This is a genomic window from Tunturiibacter gelidiferens, from assembly GCF_014201335.1.
Taxonomy (GTDB): domain Bacteria; phylum Acidobacteriota; class Terriglobia; order Terriglobales; family Acidobacteriaceae; genus Edaphobacter; species Edaphobacter lichenicola_E.
Map to the genome: position 1 here is coordinate 202,776 of NZ_JACHEB010000003.1, position 16,504 is coordinate 219,279.

Annotated in this window: 10 protein-coding genes and 1 pseudogene; 6 read left to right on the forward strand and 5 right to left on the reverse strand. The window is 53.6% G+C overall.

All coding sequences use genetic code 11. The features are described 5' to 3' along the window. Positions 1 to 76: 76 nt before the first annotated feature. Positions 77 to 277, forward strand: coding sequence for an L-histidine N(alpha)-methyltransferase (locus HDF14_RS07160; protein ID WP_183975544.1), 201 nt, complete (start codon positions 77 to 79; stop codon positions 275 to 277). A gap of 521 nt (positions 278 to 798) precedes the next feature. Here HDF14_RS07160 and HDF14_RS27150 read toward each other — a convergent pair. The 5 genes and pseudogenes from HDF14_RS27150 to HDF14_RS07180 all read right to left on the reverse strand — a co-directional run bounded on the left by HDF14_RS27150 (position 799) and on the right by HDF14_RS07180 (position 8,327). Further along, positions 799 to 2,802 carry a triple tyrosine motif-containing protein gene (locus HDF14_RS27150; protein WP_313899507.1) on the reverse strand — a complete coding sequence of 668 codons (2,004 nt, stop codon included), beginning with the start codon at positions 2,800 to 2,802 and terminating at the stop codon, positions 799 to 801. 69 nt (positions 2,803 to 2,871) lie between these two features. Then, a pseudogene (locus tag HDF14_RS27490) lies at positions 2,872 to 3,900 on the reverse strand (ligand-binding sensor domain-containing protein); the annotation flags it as partial. A 287-nt stretch (positions 3,901 to 4,187) separates the two neighbouring features. Continuing rightward, entirely contained in the window at positions 4,188 to 7,277 is a 3,090-nt protein-coding gene (locus tag HDF14_RS07170) for a sensor histidine kinase (RefSeq protein ID WP_183974997.1), read from the reverse strand. Positions 7,278 to 7,312: 35 nt separating this feature from the next. Then, positions 7,313 to 7,915, reverse strand: a complete 603-nt coding sequence (locus HDF14_RS07175; protein ID WP_260698092.1) for a response regulator transcription factor — start codon at positions 7,913 to 7,915, stop codon at positions 7,313 to 7,315. Continuing rightward, a complete protein-coding gene (locus HDF14_RS07180; RefSeq protein WP_183975613.1) occupies positions 7,905 to 8,327 on the reverse strand; it encodes a hypothetical protein in 423 nt (140 codons plus the stop codon). The genes HDF14_RS07175 and HDF14_RS07180 overlap by 11 nt, the downstream gene beginning before the upstream one ends. A gap of 610 nt (positions 8,328 to 8,937) precedes the next feature. Between HDF14_RS07180 and HDF14_RS07185 the strand changes: the two genes are divergently transcribed. The 5 genes from HDF14_RS07185 to HDF14_RS07205 all read left to right on the forward strand — a co-directional run bounded on the left by HDF14_RS07185 (position 8,938) and on the right by HDF14_RS07205 (position 16,258). After that, positions 8,938 to 9,354, forward strand: a complete 417-nt coding sequence (locus HDF14_RS07185) for a DM13 domain-containing protein (RefSeq protein WP_183974999.1) — start codon at positions 8,938 to 8,940, stop codon at positions 9,352 to 9,354. Between the two features lie 59 nt (positions 9,355 to 9,413). Next, a complete protein-coding gene (locus tag HDF14_RS07190) occupies positions 9,414 to 9,920 on the forward strand; it encodes a DM13 domain-containing protein (RefSeq protein WP_183975001.1) in 507 nt (168 codons plus the stop codon). A gap of 143 nt (positions 9,921 to 10,063) precedes the next feature. Beyond that, positions 10,064 to 12,067, forward strand: coding sequence for an amylo-alpha-1,6-glucosidase (locus tag HDF14_RS07195; protein WP_183975003.1), 2,004 nt, complete (start codon positions 10,064 to 10,066; stop codon positions 12,065 to 12,067). A 575-nt stretch (positions 12,068 to 12,642) separates the two neighbouring features. After that, positions 12,643 to 15,501: a sensor histidine kinase gene (locus HDF14_RS07200; RefSeq protein ID WP_183975004.1), complete on the forward strand. Its 2,859-nt coding sequence runs from the start codon at positions 12,643 to 12,645 to the stop codon at positions 15,499 to 15,501. Between the two features lie 154 nt (positions 15,502 to 15,655). Beyond that, on the forward strand, positions 15,656 to 16,258 hold the full coding sequence (locus HDF14_RS07205; protein ID WP_313899526.1) for a response regulator transcription factor: 603 nt from the start codon (positions 15,656 to 15,658) through the stop codon (positions 16,256 to 16,258). Positions 16,259 to 16,504: the final 246 nt, after the last annotated feature.

Below are 16,504 nucleotides of genomic sequence, written 5' to 3' on the forward strand. Positions count from 1 at the left end.
CACAGATTTCAAGCGAGGATCGACGTCAACCAACTCTAACGTCGTTGACTACTTCGCAGCCTTCTTAGCAGAAGCAATCAAAGGATTGCTCGGTCAGCCTAAGACCCTTGCCCCTTGGCTCTTCTACGATGCGGAAGGGTCGCTTCTCTTTGAACAGATCACGGCGTTGCCAGAGTATTATCTCAGCCGAACGGAGCGCAGGGTTCTAACCGACTGCGCCCCCGAGATCGTGTCGCTAGCTTTGGGAAGGCATCCATCACAAACGGTTTCATATTGATCTCGCGCGAGTGGGAGACTACGGTAATAGAAATTTTAGTGCTTTGGTACAGCGCTCGACTGCTGCAGAAATGTAGCCACAACAATTCCAGAAGGAGTTGTTTCGCGAGGGTGCGTGATTCCGAGAATTCCGAATCCGCACTACTACTCGTCAGTTTGCGCAAGCACACCAAAGCTGGATCCCATACACCGGCCAATAGGATCTTCGCTAGAACGATTCCGATCATCCAATCACAGACCATACTGCCATTATTGGTTTTTATGCCCTAGGCATCACCCCTAAAACTTGCGGTTTTCACCTGCATAATCTGGTAATGGTTTGTTGCTAACCGGGTGTTTCGGGTTCAAGAGTTGATTAGAGCAAAATCCGGCACTACCCCGATCAGTGGACTGTGCCACCGCCAGTGCCTGGAAGGTGTGCTAACAATCCCTCAGAAGAATTCGAGTGAGGTATGCGCTTCGCAAGGCGCAATCGCTGTCTTTGCAGCGTTGATGCGCCAACCAGAGACGTTCTGGCGTTATTCATTGTTTCGTAAATGGGAATGTGAGTTTATAGAGGAGCCGCGACCAGCCGCGCCGCGAAGATCGGAAGATTACGTGTCCCGGAACGATGAGTGAGAATTTGGTCCCGTCCTTTACAGACGTCTGCAACATCAGACGCGCGCCGATCTTGGATGCACGCTCTTTCATGCCTGTAATTCCGAAGTGACCTGGTTTACCTGTTTGTATCAGGTCTGGATCGAAACCGCGCCCGTTATCGTCAATCTGAATCTTAAGGTCTCGACCGTAACTCACAGCAATCGTCATCGCTGAACCGTTGGAATGGACACAGGCATTTCGAATCGCTTCAAAAGCGATGCAATACACTTCCTCTCTGGCGACAGGATGGAGGGGGCAGACATTGCCAGTAACTGTCAGAAATACCCGCGTAGATCTGGGTGCGCATTCATCTGCGGTATGCCGAAGAACCTCGGATAACTCTTCGGACGACGTCGCATTACGAAGAGACTCGAGAGCGGCTCGACCTTCATCCATCGCCTGTGAAAGCCATTGCGAAAGCTTCGCCAGAGACAGCTTCGCCCTGGCTGGATCATCCAGGTATTCCTCTATTCCGTCGGCCACCAGCTTGCTTCCCTGAATCGTCTGTAACAGCGTGTCATGCAACTCACGAGCCAGTCTCGTTCGCTCGCTTAAGCGCTCATCAAATCTAACCTTCATGGATTTGGCGTATCTATTCATCCTGAAGAGATACAGCATAGAAGTCAGCAATATCATCGCAACTACACACAAGGCTTTAAACAACTTGGTTTGATACCATGCGGGCGGAATACTGAAGAACAGCGTTGCTCCGGCTTCGTTCCAAACCTGATCATTGTTGCAAGCGATCACGTGAAACCGATATTGCCCGGGACCTAGGTCGTTGTAAAGCGCTTGCCGTCGCGTGCCTGCTTCCTGCCAGGATGCATCTCGACCCTCAAGCCGGTAACGAAATCTCACCTGCCGTGGGTTAACGAAACTTAATGCCGTATAGTCGATTTCCAGATCACGTACCAGTGGTGGTAGACGAACTGTACCCCCGGCAGAAAACTGCTTTCCATCTGCTGCTACGCTCTCCACATGCACCGGGGGTGGAATTTCATTGCGAAACAGGTGGCTCGGATCGATCATTTGCAAGACAACTTTGTTGGCGAACCAGAGTCGTCCATCGCTTGATTGTGCGGTAGGGTTGTAGTCGGCCTTTCCAGACTGTAGGCCATCGAATGAATCGAAGACCCTCGTAATGACTATAGCTTTTGGGTCATTCCACCATTTTTGAATCTCTTGCTTGTCTATTCGAACCAAGCCGCACTCCATATAGAGCCAGAGCGCCCCTTGATGATCCCAATTCATTCCAATAGTGGCATCGCAGGGCAGGCCGTTGCGAGAGGTCAGGGTTTGAGTCATGCTATTTCGCCACGCAATCAAGCCATATGCCGTTGTGGCAAATACGGAGTCGTCGGAATTGACAGCGACTTGGCGGACCTCATCCGATTCCGAGTGCGGAAAAGTAAATACATCAGCTTGGCCATTGCGGAATCTTGCCAAGTTGCCATCTCGAAGTCCCAACCAGATTGCGCCATGTGAATCAGCCGCGAGAAGGCGTGCGGACGGAATTACTGCCGCTGGATATTCCTCGACCACCTTCAAGTTTCGGATACGGATCAACTCTCTATCCGACCCACTGACTTCAGCCCAAATGTCGTGGTTTATATCCTCGGTCATCCCTACGATGAATCGGGTCGAACTTCCATCGCTCCGAACGACGCGGCTGAACCGGCCTTGTTTGTACAAAAACAGATCAGAATCGATGCCCACCCACAATTGACCAGCGTGATCTGCGAAGAGCGCAGTCACCTCATTGCCTGGCAGGCCTGCGCCCGATCGAACAGACGATATACGACCATCCTTTATCGAGTCCAGGCTGTTGCCATTGGCAAGCCAAACCGTGTCGTCCGAAGAGACAACAACGGACACCACGTTGTCCACGCTGAGTCCTTCCCGCGTTGAAAATGTGACGACCTGCGGTCGATGGAAACTCTCAATACCACGCGTCGTAACAGCCCAAATCCCGCCTTCGCGGTCCTCATAGAAACTCCTCACTTTGTTCGCGGAGAGGCCGTCTTCCGAGCGAAATCGATCTACATGGCTGCCGTGGATGTGATAAATCCCCTGGTTCGCCGTTCCCACCCACAGTCCTCCATCGCGGTCGAGCAATAAGGCGATTACGCTCAAGGTTGAGCTATCCAAACCCGGCTCGATCAAGGGTTTCCAAATTCCGTCTCTGAACTGCTGAAGTCCCCGGCCTTTACCTTTCCAGGCCATTCCAACCCATAGCGATCGATCCGGACCCTGCGCGAGGGCCATCACGCCGTCATGCCCCTCTGAGTTCTCAAGTCCAGGCGAAAGATAGTTCGCGAAAGAATTCGGCTGCCAGCGGAAGAGGCCACGATCTGTGCCCGCCCAGAGATTTCCCGATATATCCCTGATGAGCGTAGCTGAAAGGCCCGTAAGGGTGACGCCATCTGCTTTGTCCAGACAATGAATGAGGGTGCCTGAAGCTTCACACAGTGGGGGCGATCTCTGTACGCCATCACGAGTAAACCAGATTTTCCCTGCAGGGTCCTCAAAGAGCGAAAATACCGCGTCGCCAAAATTGGGAAACTGGACTAGTTTCCCGTCCACGAAGTGTGCAAGGCCGGCTAGTGTCCCAATCCAGAGACTTCCATCCCTTACCCCGAGCAGAGAGGTTATCCAGTTCGATGGTAAGCGTTTCCCATCCGGGGATGCCCATGGCAGAAACCGTGAACCGTCAAAGCGCATTAGACCAGATCCTGTGCCGATCCAAAGGTAACCATCGCTGGTCTGTGCAACCACGCTGGGCGGCCCACTAAAGTATCCATCCTGCGTCAGCCATGCGGCGTGTGCAAACTGAGAAACATTCATGTTGGGGTCAAGGGCCCTGGCGGGAACAGACAGGACTGAAATAAGCCACATCCAGCAGAAGCTCAATACAAGCGCGCGCGAAGGATCGGCGGCATGGCGCTTTCGATCATCATCGCGTGGTCGGCAAATCTCAACGCTCATGAGACCTCTTTTACACCTTGTTTGCCATGTCTAACCAGTCTTCAAATTGCGGCGCGGCGCAACAAGCGCAACGAAATTGTCGTGCGATCCGTCTCCACGTGCTGTAGCAAAGCAATCGCCGCATCCGCGCAGCGGTAATTGTTCCTCTGTGGGATTCGAGCGATCCATACGCCGGACTGGAACTGAAAGCGTTGGGAGACGAAGGCCACACCTTTGCGGTTGCCACGTTAATCCAGTTAAGGAAGATGTGACTGGTGTGGAGACGGTTCATCGCTAAAGCAATTTGCTTAGTGGAGATCGGCTTTCGATTGGAAGGGCTCAACCAGCCAATCGCGAAGTCTCCTGGACGGATTCCTGTAGATCGCCTGCCCTGGTATGACAACGGACACAACCGTACCACTCTGAGGGGAGCTCGATATGTTGAAACTGCCTCCCATAAACAGCGCTCGCTCGCGCATTCCCGCCAAGCCAAAATGTCCCGATTTGCCGCTTCGCAGGACGTACTCGTCAACACCGCGCCCGTTGTCCCGGACCGTGAGGTGGAAGCGTCTCTTGTATTCTAGTTCGACCCATAAATCACGTGCTCCAGAGTGAGCACACGCGTTACGGATGGCTTCATAAGCTATACGATACACCTCATCGCGCGCAATCGGATGCATCTCCCGAATGGTGCCCACCGTCGAAATGCTGACAGCTATTCTGGCGCCACTAATGCAATCATCGGCCACGCGATGAAGTGCTCCTACCAAATCATTGGCCTCTACGGAGGAGCTTCTCAGGGCTTCCAATGCAGCTCTGCCCTCTATGCTCGCACGGTCAAGCCATTCAGAAAGGCGATCCAATGCGCGACCCGTTATACGTGAGTCATCCAAGTGTTCCCGCGCATTGTCTGCAACCATCTTGCTGCCTTGAATTGTTTGCAGGAGTGTGTCGTGAAGATCCCGTGCAAGTCTAGTCCGCTCCTGTAAACGTTCGTCGAAACGCTGTCTAAGAGTCTTGGCGAACCTACGCAATCGATACACATATGCGAAGAATACGATCACAAGAAATAAGAGCGCCGCTAGGGCACGGAACCAGAGAGTTTGAAACCAAGCTGGTGGCACCGTGAAGGCAAGCTCTGTGCCCCGCCAGTTGCATACCCCGTCATTGTTGCAAGCGGTAACGTGAAATACGTATGGACCCGGCTTTAAATCGTTGTAGAACGCCTGACGCCTTCGCCCAACTTCTGTCCAGTTAGTATCATGGCCAACCAGACGGTAACGAAAGTGGACTCGTTCGGGGATCACGTAGCTCAGAGCAGCATAGTCGAGTTCGATCTGACGCGTGTGCATTGGGAGTTTCAGCTGTTGAGCCAATGAAACGTCATTACCATCGACGATTAGCCGTTCGAGCTTTACCGGTGGGGGCGTTTCATTGAAGGGCAAGTGTTGCGGATCGATGACCTGGAAGTCATAATCGCTGGCGGACCATATCTTGCCATCAGGAGTTTGCGCCGGGTTTCCGTTTGAGAGATTTGGGCGTGACCCTTCGAGTGCATCGAAGACTCGGGCATGAACATGCTCGGCAGGATTTTGCCACCACGCGGCAAGATCGGAATCGGATACACGCACGATACCGCAATGGAGATAGAACCACTTGAAGCCGCGGCCATCGTCGTGGATGTTAACCCCGCTATCGCAAGGCATCCCAGAGGCGGTGGTCAAACTTCTCGCCTGACCCTCGAAGTATCGAATGAAGCCTTGCTGCGTCACGATCCAGAGAGCGCCGTCTGAATCCTCCATGAGGTTCTCGACTCTGTCGTTGAAGCCGCCCGCAACTACACGTTCAAATCGGCCGTTGCGAAACGAGAAGAGACCATGCACAGATGCGCCTATCCAAATGCCTCCCGCGGCGTTCGGCGCAAGTGCATTCATCACCTGCTTTCCCACAACGGCGGAGACTCCGATTCGGTTGATTACTTGATAGTTGCGAATCTGAATCAAGCTGGATTCGTGGTTACCCAGATTCTCAACGGATGCCCAGATGTCATGCGTGTGGTCTTCCGTGATGTAAGCTACGTATCCGCCTTTTCCAGCTGGAAATCCACGGACTGCGGAAGCGATCCGCTGATCTCGCTTAACAAAGAGTTGATCCCCGGATCCGATCCAGAGATTGTCTTGGGAATCTGTGAAAAGGAATTGCACATCTTCCAGCAGCCGGCCTTTATCGTCCCTTAGTTGAATCAGGGTCTTTCCCGATAGTTCAGCCAGTGTGTGGCTCCCCAGGTAGACCGATCCTCTGCGATCCGTTGCAACACCGTTTGCATGGTCTGCGAGCGATCCTTCACTTGCCGTAAAACTAAGAACAGCGTAATCCCTGAAGTGATCAATGCCCTTCGGGGTGACAACCCAAATTCCTCGTTCGTGGTCCTCGAAGATCGAAAGAACGTTGCGATCGCTAAGGCCATGAATCGCGCCAAAGTGATCCAAACGCCCATCGACAATTCGATACAGCCCCTTGTCGGCCGTTCCAATCCATAGAGCCCCATTCTGGTCTGGAAGGAGCGCGGATACCGAGAAGATACGGCCGTCAATTCCGGGAGCCGTGTAGCAGGTCCAATGCCCGTTTGCACGACGAAGGAGACCGGCGCCCTGGCCGCTTCGTTTTAGCCCAGCCCAGACCTCGCCATCCGTGGTGCTGGCCATGCTGGTGATCGAACTCAACCCTCTACCATTTGAGAGTGATGGAACAAGCTCGGTATCGGGTCTCGTTCCTGGCTTCCAGCGGCAGATGCCCTCGGCGCTTCCCACCCAAAGAAAACCGTCGGTGCTCGTCGTATTCGCGGCGCCCCTGACGCAGGAGAATCCTTCATTCTTCCCGAAGCAGGTGAGATCCGTCTCACCCACCTTACAGAGCGCACTTGGATTGTTGTGGGCTCCACTGATGCCCATCCACAGCCCGCCGTCACGGTCTTCAACGAATGGACCCGGCCAGCGCGGGCCTCCGGGATAGGTGTAAACGTGGCCATCTCTGATCCTCGCGAGGCCTCGGTCTGTGCTCACATAAAGCGATCCGTCACGGGCCCCGAATAAATGCCACAAGGAAATGCTGGGAAGAGACTCGCCGGGTAGTGAAGTCCATTTGGTGAACCGCATGCCGTCAAAGCGATACAGGCCATTCTCCGTACTGACCCAAATGTATCCATCCGTGGTTTGACTGAGAGCCTGCGGCGTACCCATCAAACCAGCGTCGCCCGTGCGCCACGCCCGATGGGCAAGCTGTGTAAGCCTTGTCGTAGGTTCGACAGACTGTGCTCTGGGTGGCGCGAAGATCAGCAACAGAACTGCGGCCAGGAGAGCCATATGACGTGATACGTTCGCGTTTGCTTGGACATTCATACTCTGACATTGTGTCCGTTCTGGAGGAAGGTGGTTCAAATCTGGAGCAAACCCCGCCGCAAGGCGATCGTGACCGCGTGCGTCCTGTCATTCGCCTGCAGTTTGTCAACGATATTTTTGATGTGAAAGTTGACGGTGGTCTCCGAGATACCCAACTGATCGGCGATCTGCTTGTTCTTGTTTCCTTCGCGGATCAGTTCAAGGACTTCCAATTCGCGCGGCGTCAGATCCTCCTGCCCCATGTGCTCTGCCAAACTACTGCCTACGTCGGATGGGATATGCTTACGACCCATCGACACGGTCCGGATGATCCTTAGCAGCTCATTCTTCGGCGTGCTTTTAAGGACATAGGCGGTAGCGCCAGCGCGGAGCGCACGCTGAATTTCGATATCCCCGCTTGAGGTTGTGAGCATCATAATCTTGGCGTGAGGAAACTCGCTTCGGATGGCAATCAAGGCTTCCGTGCCACTTGCACCAGGCAACCTCTGATCCATCAGGATCACATCTGGCTTGGTCCGGCGATATTCTTGAAGTGCCTCCTCGGCGGTCGATGCCTGAGCCACGGTCTCCATGTCCGCTTCGGCTGCAATGATCATGTTGAGCCCTTCACGGAATACGGGATGATCTTCAACGACCATGATGCGAATTTGTCTGGGTGTAGGCATGTTCTCCTTTCGCGATGTAACCATTATTGAACGCCCTAGCAGATCCACTTTCAAGCGATCTGAGCGCGCGATCACTCTCTCCTGCCGCTCCAGCAAGCCATGCTGACACCTGATTCAGTGCGTCTGTGGTCTCTGGCCCATCTGCCTTCCGTCGCACCTGATCAATGACGGATTTGCTGCGACGAATCATCTGCTCCAAATGCGGGTGAACCGACTTCGCAACCACAGTGCGCTGCTCAAAACGTTGAGAATACGTATAGTCGAGTACCCGTTCGTAACGGCGAATACCGCGCCGGTACATCAAATGCAGGCCCAAGCCGAGGGCTGTAACTAGAGAGATTCCGATGGAGTACAAGACCAAAATAGGGATGTGAAGCGTTTCCATTGTCCGAACCCCCTAGCGACTTCGAACTTCGCCAGTCCAGGTAGATCCGTGGTCTCATAGAAGGAGAGCCACGCTTCCTAAAATTGAACACCGACACAGTGAATCATCACGACCAAGCGTATAGAGTCAGTAGAATGCCGCAAAGTCACTTTCCACAGTGTTCTGCCTGTAGTTCTCCATAGGCCCAGCCTTACCGAAATCTTGGATCCTATTTGCGCAGTCCTCGGGTCTCAATTGACTGTCTGACCAGGGAGACTGGATTCGGCGTTCCGCTGAATCCGAGTAACAATAGCAGCTCATCCCTATGCATTGAGCTCCGATGGCGCGGCGTCTTGGGATACGCAATCAAATTATGGCAGCGACTCCATCCCCTAGAGAGGAGCTTTTGACCTTCCTCAGAATGCGCTAAAGTTCACGGTGCTTGTATCTTCAGTGCCCGAGCCAGTTGTCAGGGATCAAACCGAATCTTGGGGCCTGTAGAAAAGAACAGGTTTGGCACTCTTCGATCCGGGGGGGTGTTTCATCCACGCAGAGTCGATGCTTACTCCAGCACAGTGATTTACCTCGCCGACGGAGTCGCTTGCTTCGAGCATAATGCACTGGAGAAACCATGAAGATTCACAGAATCATTGCCCTGTCCGCAGTTCTGACGTTGCCTGGGATGACCTCTCTAGCTCAGTCGGGCGCGATCCCAGCGACCGGAACTTTCCACGGTGCCGTTCACAAGACCTCAGGCCGGGCTACGGTGTACCAGGCTACAGGAGGAACCATGCTCCGCCTCACCCATTTCTCAACCTCCAATGGTCCGAACGTACACGTCTTGCTCATCGCGGCGGAAGACGCGAAGGACGACGAAAACTTTCTCACCGAAAAAGTCGATCGAATTGACCTGGGACCGCTGAAAGGCAATGACGGCGATCAGAACTATGTCCTTCCGGCAGGAATCGATCTTGCGGCGTATAAAGCTGTTGCATTTCTTTGCGAGCGTTTCAATGCCAACTTTGGAACGGTACCGCTCGAAAAGTAGGTCGCCACGCGCGTAGCGAGATCGCTCTGCCCCCAACAATCCCAACAGGAGACTCCAATATGACTTCTTCCTCGACTACCGCTACACCAAAACGAATTGCTCTAGGTGTTATCGGAGTAGTCATTCTCGCGGGGCTTTGGTTTGCCTTTCGCCCCGAAAAGCTCTTCATTAATAAGAAGGTGAATGAAGCTCCTCCCGCCCAGGCCGCAGGTCAACTGACGCCACAGTTGACAGGCCGATTTGTAGGAGAGGTCCATAAGACTTCTGGACGCGCTAACGTGTATCAGCAAGCGGACGGCAGCCGTGTCTTGCGATTGACTGACTTTTCTACTTCCAATGGTCCCGCCGTGCACGTCTTGTTGATAGACGGGACATCCACCGACCCCTCGAAAGACTTTGCTCTGGCGGCCGTGCAGAACGTCGATCTTGGAGATCTGAAAGGAAATCAAGGAGATCAAGACTATACAGTTCCCAAGGATGTTGATCTCAAAAAGTTCGGTACGGTATCGATCTATTGTGAACGCTTTCACGCCAACTTCGGTACCGCGAAGCTCGAGGATTTCTAAGGCGTCAGTGGCTTTCTGATTCGAGTGAGATTGCTTCTTCGCTCAGGAAGCGATTCAGGCTCTCTCGGATACTGAATCAGCACGCCACTTTGCGCGTCCGTCCAGAAGAGCAAGCCTAGCCGCAACAAAGAAACGGAAAAGTCGTGATCAAATTCGATTCGAAAGAGTGCTCCGATCTGGATTCCCTGGCAGCAAAGGAGTGGTTGGTAACGAATGGTCTGGGTGGCTATGCGTCCGGCACGGTCGCGGGGATGAACACCCGGCGATATCACGGTTTGCTTGTGGCTTCGATGGACGCTCCTCTAGGAAGACTTGTCCTCCTGTCGCAGTTGGAAGAGACCCTTGTCGTCGATGGAGTAAGGTTTCCCCTATCCACCAACCTCTATTCGCAGGGTGTTGTCCATCCTTCCGGCTACCTAAACCTTGTGGGCTTCCGACTCGATCCGGATCCGGTCTTCAGTTATAGCAACGGAGAGTGGGAGATCATGCGGACGATATCGATGGTTCAAGATCAAAACACCACCATCATCGAATACGCACTTGGCAAGAAAGGCTTCGGAAAGCACTTCAGTCTCGAGATAAGACCATTCATTGCCTTTCGTGGTTATCACGCGACCACCCATGAGAATCAAGCCATAAATCGCGCGGTGGAGCAGGGAGTTGGTGTTCTAACGCTGCAACCGTACCCAGGTTTACCAAAATTGCACATCGCGCATGACCCAGCTGAAGTGCAAGTGGATGGCTATTGGTATCGACGATTTGAATACGACCGAGAACTAGAGAGGGGGCTTGACCATGAAGAAGATCTGTTAAGTCCGCTGCTCTTGACAGCAAATCTGGACAGCGAAGGTTGCTTTAGCCTTATCGCTTCGACTGAACTCCAGCCAATCTCAAGACTAGCCCAATACAAGCAGGTTGACCTCAGGCGTGGATGGAAGTCGCCCGTTCCTGCCGGTGAAAAGTCCGTGCGTTTTGACTTGATCTCCCTTCTCGAACGAGCAGCGGGACAGTTCACCATCACAAGAACGCCGTTCACATCAACGATCGCAGGCTATCACTGGTTTGGAGATTGGGGCAGAGACACGATGATCTCATTGCCCGGCCTGATGCTTGCTACGGGGGAGCATGAGCTGGCAAGGGAGATTCTGCTTCGCTACGTGCAGTATGTCGATCGGGGTATGCTTCCGAATCGGTTCCCCGACGCTGGCGAACAGCCCGAGTACAACACCGTGGATGCGACTTTGTGGTTCTTTGAAGCGATCCGGCAGTACATCTTCTATGAAAATTGCTCGACATGGCGGTCGCAAGCCACCATATTACTTAAAGAACACTTGTACGTCCCTCTTAAAGAGATCATCCGGTTTCATAGGAAGGGTACGCGCTATGGAATCCATGCGGATGAACAGGGATTTCTTTGGGCGGGCGATCCAGGCACGCAACTCACGTGGATGGATGCCAAGGATGGCGATGTCGCCTTCACACCGCGACATGGTCGGCCAGTCGAGATTCAAGCTCTTTGGTATAACGCGTTGCGTACGATCGCTTCCTTCGCGATTTTGTTGGGAGATCAGAGTGCGGCCGAAGAATATGACGCCCTTGCAGATCGCCTGCAAGAGAACTTTCTCGGCGTCTTCTGGAACGAGCAGCGTGGATGCCTATTTGACGTCGTGAGAAGTAACGAGCGTGACGCGTCCCTTCGCCCCAACCAGATCTTTCCAGTGAGTCTTCACTATCCACTCCTGACCGGACAGCCGGCGGCACGGGTCGTCCAAAGAGTGGAAGAAGAGTTGTTGACTCCATACGGTCTGCGGACGCTATCGCGAGATGACCCTCAATATCGAGGTAGCTATCAGGGAGACGTTTGGAGCCGTGACAGTGCTTACCACCAAGGAACGGTGTGGCCTTGGCTCGCTGGACCGTTCTTCTTCGCGAAGCTGGCGGTGAGCGAATCGTCGGCCGCTACGATGAACGAGATCGAACGTTGGCTCGATAACTTTACCCCGCACTTGCGCGATGCTGGACTTGGACAGGTCTCGGAAATCTTCGATGGAGACCATCCGTTTTTTCCTCGCGGGTGTATTGCTCAGGCTTGGAGTGTTGCAGAAATTCTTCGACTTGCGAATCATGTGACAGCGCGGAGTAGCTAAGGCCAAAAGTGAGTGTCCAGATCACTGACGAAAGCGTGAGTGGCGCTCAGTTGGTCAAATTTACGGTGAAAGCCCACGCTCGTTGCGACGTCGATTGAGATTGGGAAACACAAATCTTTGTGGGGCTACCTATAGGATTCTACAGGGGAATTCCAATCGCCCGTGTCTACACTGGAAGGGCTTGGCAGCGGATCGGAAATCCAAATCCGTGCCACAGTGCTTGCGAAGGTTGCTCCATGTGGAAAAGGAATAGTTGGATCGGACTTAACACTGCATCTCGATTCACCTTGCTTGGTTCGGAGCGTCCAGAGTGTCGCGAAGACACCGCAGATGCGACGGGTTGGAGACTCGGCGTGCGATTGATGATTACGGTGGCATTGTGTTGCCTGTTCCTTTTCTGCGGACGAGTGGCATATGGTCTAGATCCCTCAACGCATATCTCACAATACGGTCATACAGCTTGGCGGCTCGGTGAGAGCGGATTAGATGGCCTGCCAACTTCGATCACTCAATCTAGCGACGGCTACCTCTGGGTCGGAACTACCGATGGCTTGTTCCGATTCGATGGCATTCGCTTGACCAAATGGACTCCTCTTGCCGGTGGATCTCTACCCAATGCGGCGATTCGATCTGTATTGGGTGCGCGAAACGGCAGTCTGTACGTAGCAACCGAAGCCGGCGTAGCCCGGATAACCAACGGACGCATTTACAGCTATCCCGAGAGCCTACGGTGGGCGGGACCATTACTTGAGGACGACCAGGGGCGCGTCTCGACAGGCGATTGGGGCAATCCGTCGAATTCGAGTACGCTCTGCTCGATTGGAGAAACCCACCTGTCCTGTCAGGGCATGAAAGACGGGTTTGGTTGTATGTATGGCTACTCCCTCGCCTCGGAAAAAGCTGGATCGATCTGGATTGGCAGCGATCAAGGGATTTGCCGGTGGCGCGAAAACGCCCTCCCCGAAAACTATCTCCTACCTTCCCACGGACGGTCGGAACATACCGTTCTGGCAATGGCAGTCGATAAGGAAGGTTCCATCTGGGGTGGTATATCGACGACAGGGCAAGGTGCGGGATTACTTAAACTCACTGGAAAGGAGTGGAAGACTTTTGTCACGCCACAAGTGGATGGACGGAAGCTTGCAGTCAGATCCCTATCCACTGATAGTAGCGGCGATTTGTGGATCGGTACTGAATCGCAGGGGCTTTACCGGCTGAGCGGAGGGAAACTCGAACACTTCGCCACGACCGACGGTCTAAGCGGCGACGCCGTCAAGCAGATTTTCGAAGACAGGGAGCACACCCTGTGGGTTGTCACTGACCGAGGCATCGATAGCTTTCATGATCTTCCCGTAATTAGCTTCACTTCGCGTGAAGGCCTTTCTGGTGCGCCGAATCAACTAACCACGTCTCGAAGCGGGGACGTATGGATTGGGGCGAGTCACACACTGAATCTTCTCCACAACCAGCAGTTTTTCCACTTCACAGATCCATTCCTGAAGCGTGAAATCCACTACCTCTTTTCCGATTCACACGATCGAATTTGGGTGGGGGCAGGCCAACAACTCCTTTTATACGAGCACGGCCGGTTCACACCGGTCACTGATCGATATGGTGACAGAGTTGGCGAAGTCATAGAGATGGAGGAAGATTCCCGTCACCGACTATGGGCATCAGTCCAAAACCTGGCGGATCAGCGAGGAAACGCCCTCATTCGTATTCAGGACCTGCGTGTAGCAGAAAGCTTTTCATCGTCCGCACTTGCGGACCGCCAGATAATGAATGTTCTGGCACCGGAGCCTGGCGGGGGATTGTGGGTCGCAGGGTATTCACACGGGTTGTATCGGTTCCGTAATGGAAAATTTGATCAGATTAAGCCCGACGGCTTTGACGGCCGCATCGCTGATATGACGTCGGACCCCGACGGGGCGCTTTGGATTGCAACCCCGCAAGCTGCCATTCGTTACATGAATGGAAGGGCCCAAGCGATCAAGACCTCGAACGGTCTTCCTTGCGAGAACGTCCTGAGTGTAATAAACGACCGAGTTGGTGCCCACTGGCTCTTTATGCAGTGCGGAATCCTGCGCATCCGCGACAGTGAAATCTCCCGCTGGTGGAGCAACGCTACGAGTCAACTTACGATTACAGCCTTCACCCTCTCAGATGGCGCATTGCCCCGACTTCGAGGTGAACGGCCGTTCTTCAGCTCGGATGGACGGCTGTGGTCCGTCAATGGAAGCTCTCTCCAGATGATCGACCCAAAGCGACTTCCATCTAACGCTCTGCCGCCGCCGGTTCATATTGAACATTTGCTCGTCGGCCACACCGACCATCCCTTAGTCGGTAGTCCTACCCTTCCTGTATCCCCACAAGTGGTTGAGGTCGACTATGCGGGACTAAGTTATGTTGCGCCGGCTAAGGTGCGCTTCCGCTATCAACTGGCCGGCCATGATCGTGAATGGACTGACTCCGGGACCCGACGGCAGGCCTTTTATAACGATCTTAGTCCCGGCTATTACACATTCCGAGTGATTGCGTGCAATAACGACGGAGTATGGAACACACAGCAAGCCACCATCGGTTTCATGATTCCTCCAGCGTGGTATCAGACTATCTGGTTCAAGCTCCTATGCGTTGTTGTTGCGGCGATGCTTGCTTACAGTCTCTATCAATTTCGGATCAGACAGTATGCAACCATGCTGAAGGTCAGATTTGACGAACGGATCGAAGAGCGAACCCGGTTGGCTCGCGATCTGCACGATACGCTGCTCCAGACGATTCAAGGCAGCAAGATGGTTGCGGACAATGCTCTTGAGCGGCCGAACGACTCTGCCCGCATGCACAAGGCTCTCGATCTGGTGTCAACTTGGTTGGAACGAGCCACGCTGGAGGGGCGCGCAGCGCTTAACTCCCTGAGGAGTTCGACGGTCGACACCAACGACCTAGCTGCGGCCTTTCGCCATGCAGCAGAAGACTGTCGCATCGGTAGCACGATCCAGGTATCCCATGCCCTCACCGGGACAAGCAGCGACATGCATCCCATTGTGAGAGATGAGATTTACCGGATCGGATACGAAGCCATCAATAACGCCTGCGTCCATTCTGGAGGAAGCCTCATGACGGTTGAACTCACCTATAACCACAACGTTCAGCTGAGGATCAGAGACAATGGCAAGGGCATTGGAGAAAAGACCTTACAGTCCGGTAAGACCGGACACTTTGGGTTGGAGGGCATGCGGGAAAGGGCGGACCGTATTGGCGCCAAGCTCTCAGTATGTACGGCACCTGATGGAACCGAGGTAAACCTCCTTGTTCCCGGCTCAGTGGTTTTCAAGACTTATAGACCTACAAAACGGTCTCAACTGTTGAAGATGTTTGCCATCGGTCGGAATTCGCCACGCCACACCAGCTCCGGAGGAGGTGCTCACAATTGAGCATCGAACTGCCAAGGGCCAGAGTTGCCTCGATGAAATGTTGCATTTACGTCTGGCCTAATCCACATATTTACGATTCATTTCGGGAGTCATGGCACGCGCCATAACTCTAAAGGGAGCAAACCCAATGCAGTCATCCGACCCAATCCGCATCATGCTTGTCGAGGATCATCCACTCTTTCGACAGGGGTTGAACATCATTATCGCGTCACAACCAGATATGCAGGTAGTAGCTCAGGCGGGGTCCTCGTTGGAGGCAGTCGAAGAGTTCCGCCGTCACAAACCCGATATCACGCTCATGGATCAACGACTTCCTGGACAGACCGGCACAAGCGCTCTGGTGGCAATTCGAAAGGAGTTCGCCGCCGCTCGCGTGATTATGTTGACCACGTCGGAAGGTGACGTCGAAATCAAGGGCGCTCTTTGCGCGGGAGCTTCAGCCTATGTATTGAAAAGCACGCCGTCGGAGGAGTTATTTTCGATCATCCGCTCGGTGCATACTGGGCGCACGCATATTCCGACCGGCGTAGCCTGCCGTCTTGCCGAACATCTGGGCCAAGAGAATCTTTCAGAAGGCGAGATGGAAGTGCTCAGATTGATTCAGAGTGGCAATCGCAATAAGCAGATTGCTGAACAGCTTTCTCTATCAGAGAACACTGTGAATTTTCACGTCAAGAATGTCATGGACAAGCTGCAGGCCAATGACCGAGCACACGCCATATCCATCGCTATTCGCAGAGGCATTTTGAACGTATAGACACTGCCGTCGCGAGGTTGCTCCAACCCCTTCCGTGCGACCGTCGTATCGTGAGTCGCCCTTCCTGCCGAGTCCTGACTCAATCACCTGAGCTCGGATATTTCAGGACTCAAGACCTTACCTAAGGAAAACGATAGTGTTCCGACCGTAGCGAATGCTAGTTCGCTCTCACGCCAGAATCGACACAATATGGCTAGCTGATCGCGCGCACTCCCTTCAATTACAGGGAGAGATAGCTAGGCCCTG

What these genes read in the sequence shown, in the direction of transcription:
- HDF14_RS07170 (WP_183974997.1), bottom strand. Translation starts at nt 7,277, where the DNA reads ATGAATGTCCAAGCAAACGCGAACGTATCACGTCATATGGCTCTCCTG.
- HDF14_RS07175 (WP_260698092.1), bottom strand. Translation starts at nt 7,915, where the DNA reads ATGGTCGTTGAAGATCATCCCGTATTCCGTGAAGGGCTCAACATGATC.
- HDF14_RS07180 (WP_183975613.1), bottom strand. Translation starts at nt 8,327, where the DNA reads ATGGAAACGCTTCACATCCCTATTTTGGTCTTGTACTCCATCGGAATC.
- HDF14_RS07185 (WP_183974999.1), top strand. Translation starts at nt 8,938, where the DNA reads ATGAAGATTCACAGAATCATTGCCCTGTCCGCAGTTCTGACGTTGCCT.
- HDF14_RS07190 (WP_183975001.1), top strand. Translation starts at nt 9,414, where the DNA reads ATGACTTCTTCCTCGACTACCGCTACACCAAAACGAATTGCTCTAGGT.
- HDF14_RS07205 (WP_313899526.1), top strand. Translation starts at nt 15,656, where the DNA reads ATGCTTGTCGAGGATCATCCACTCTTTCGACAGGGGTTGAACATCATT.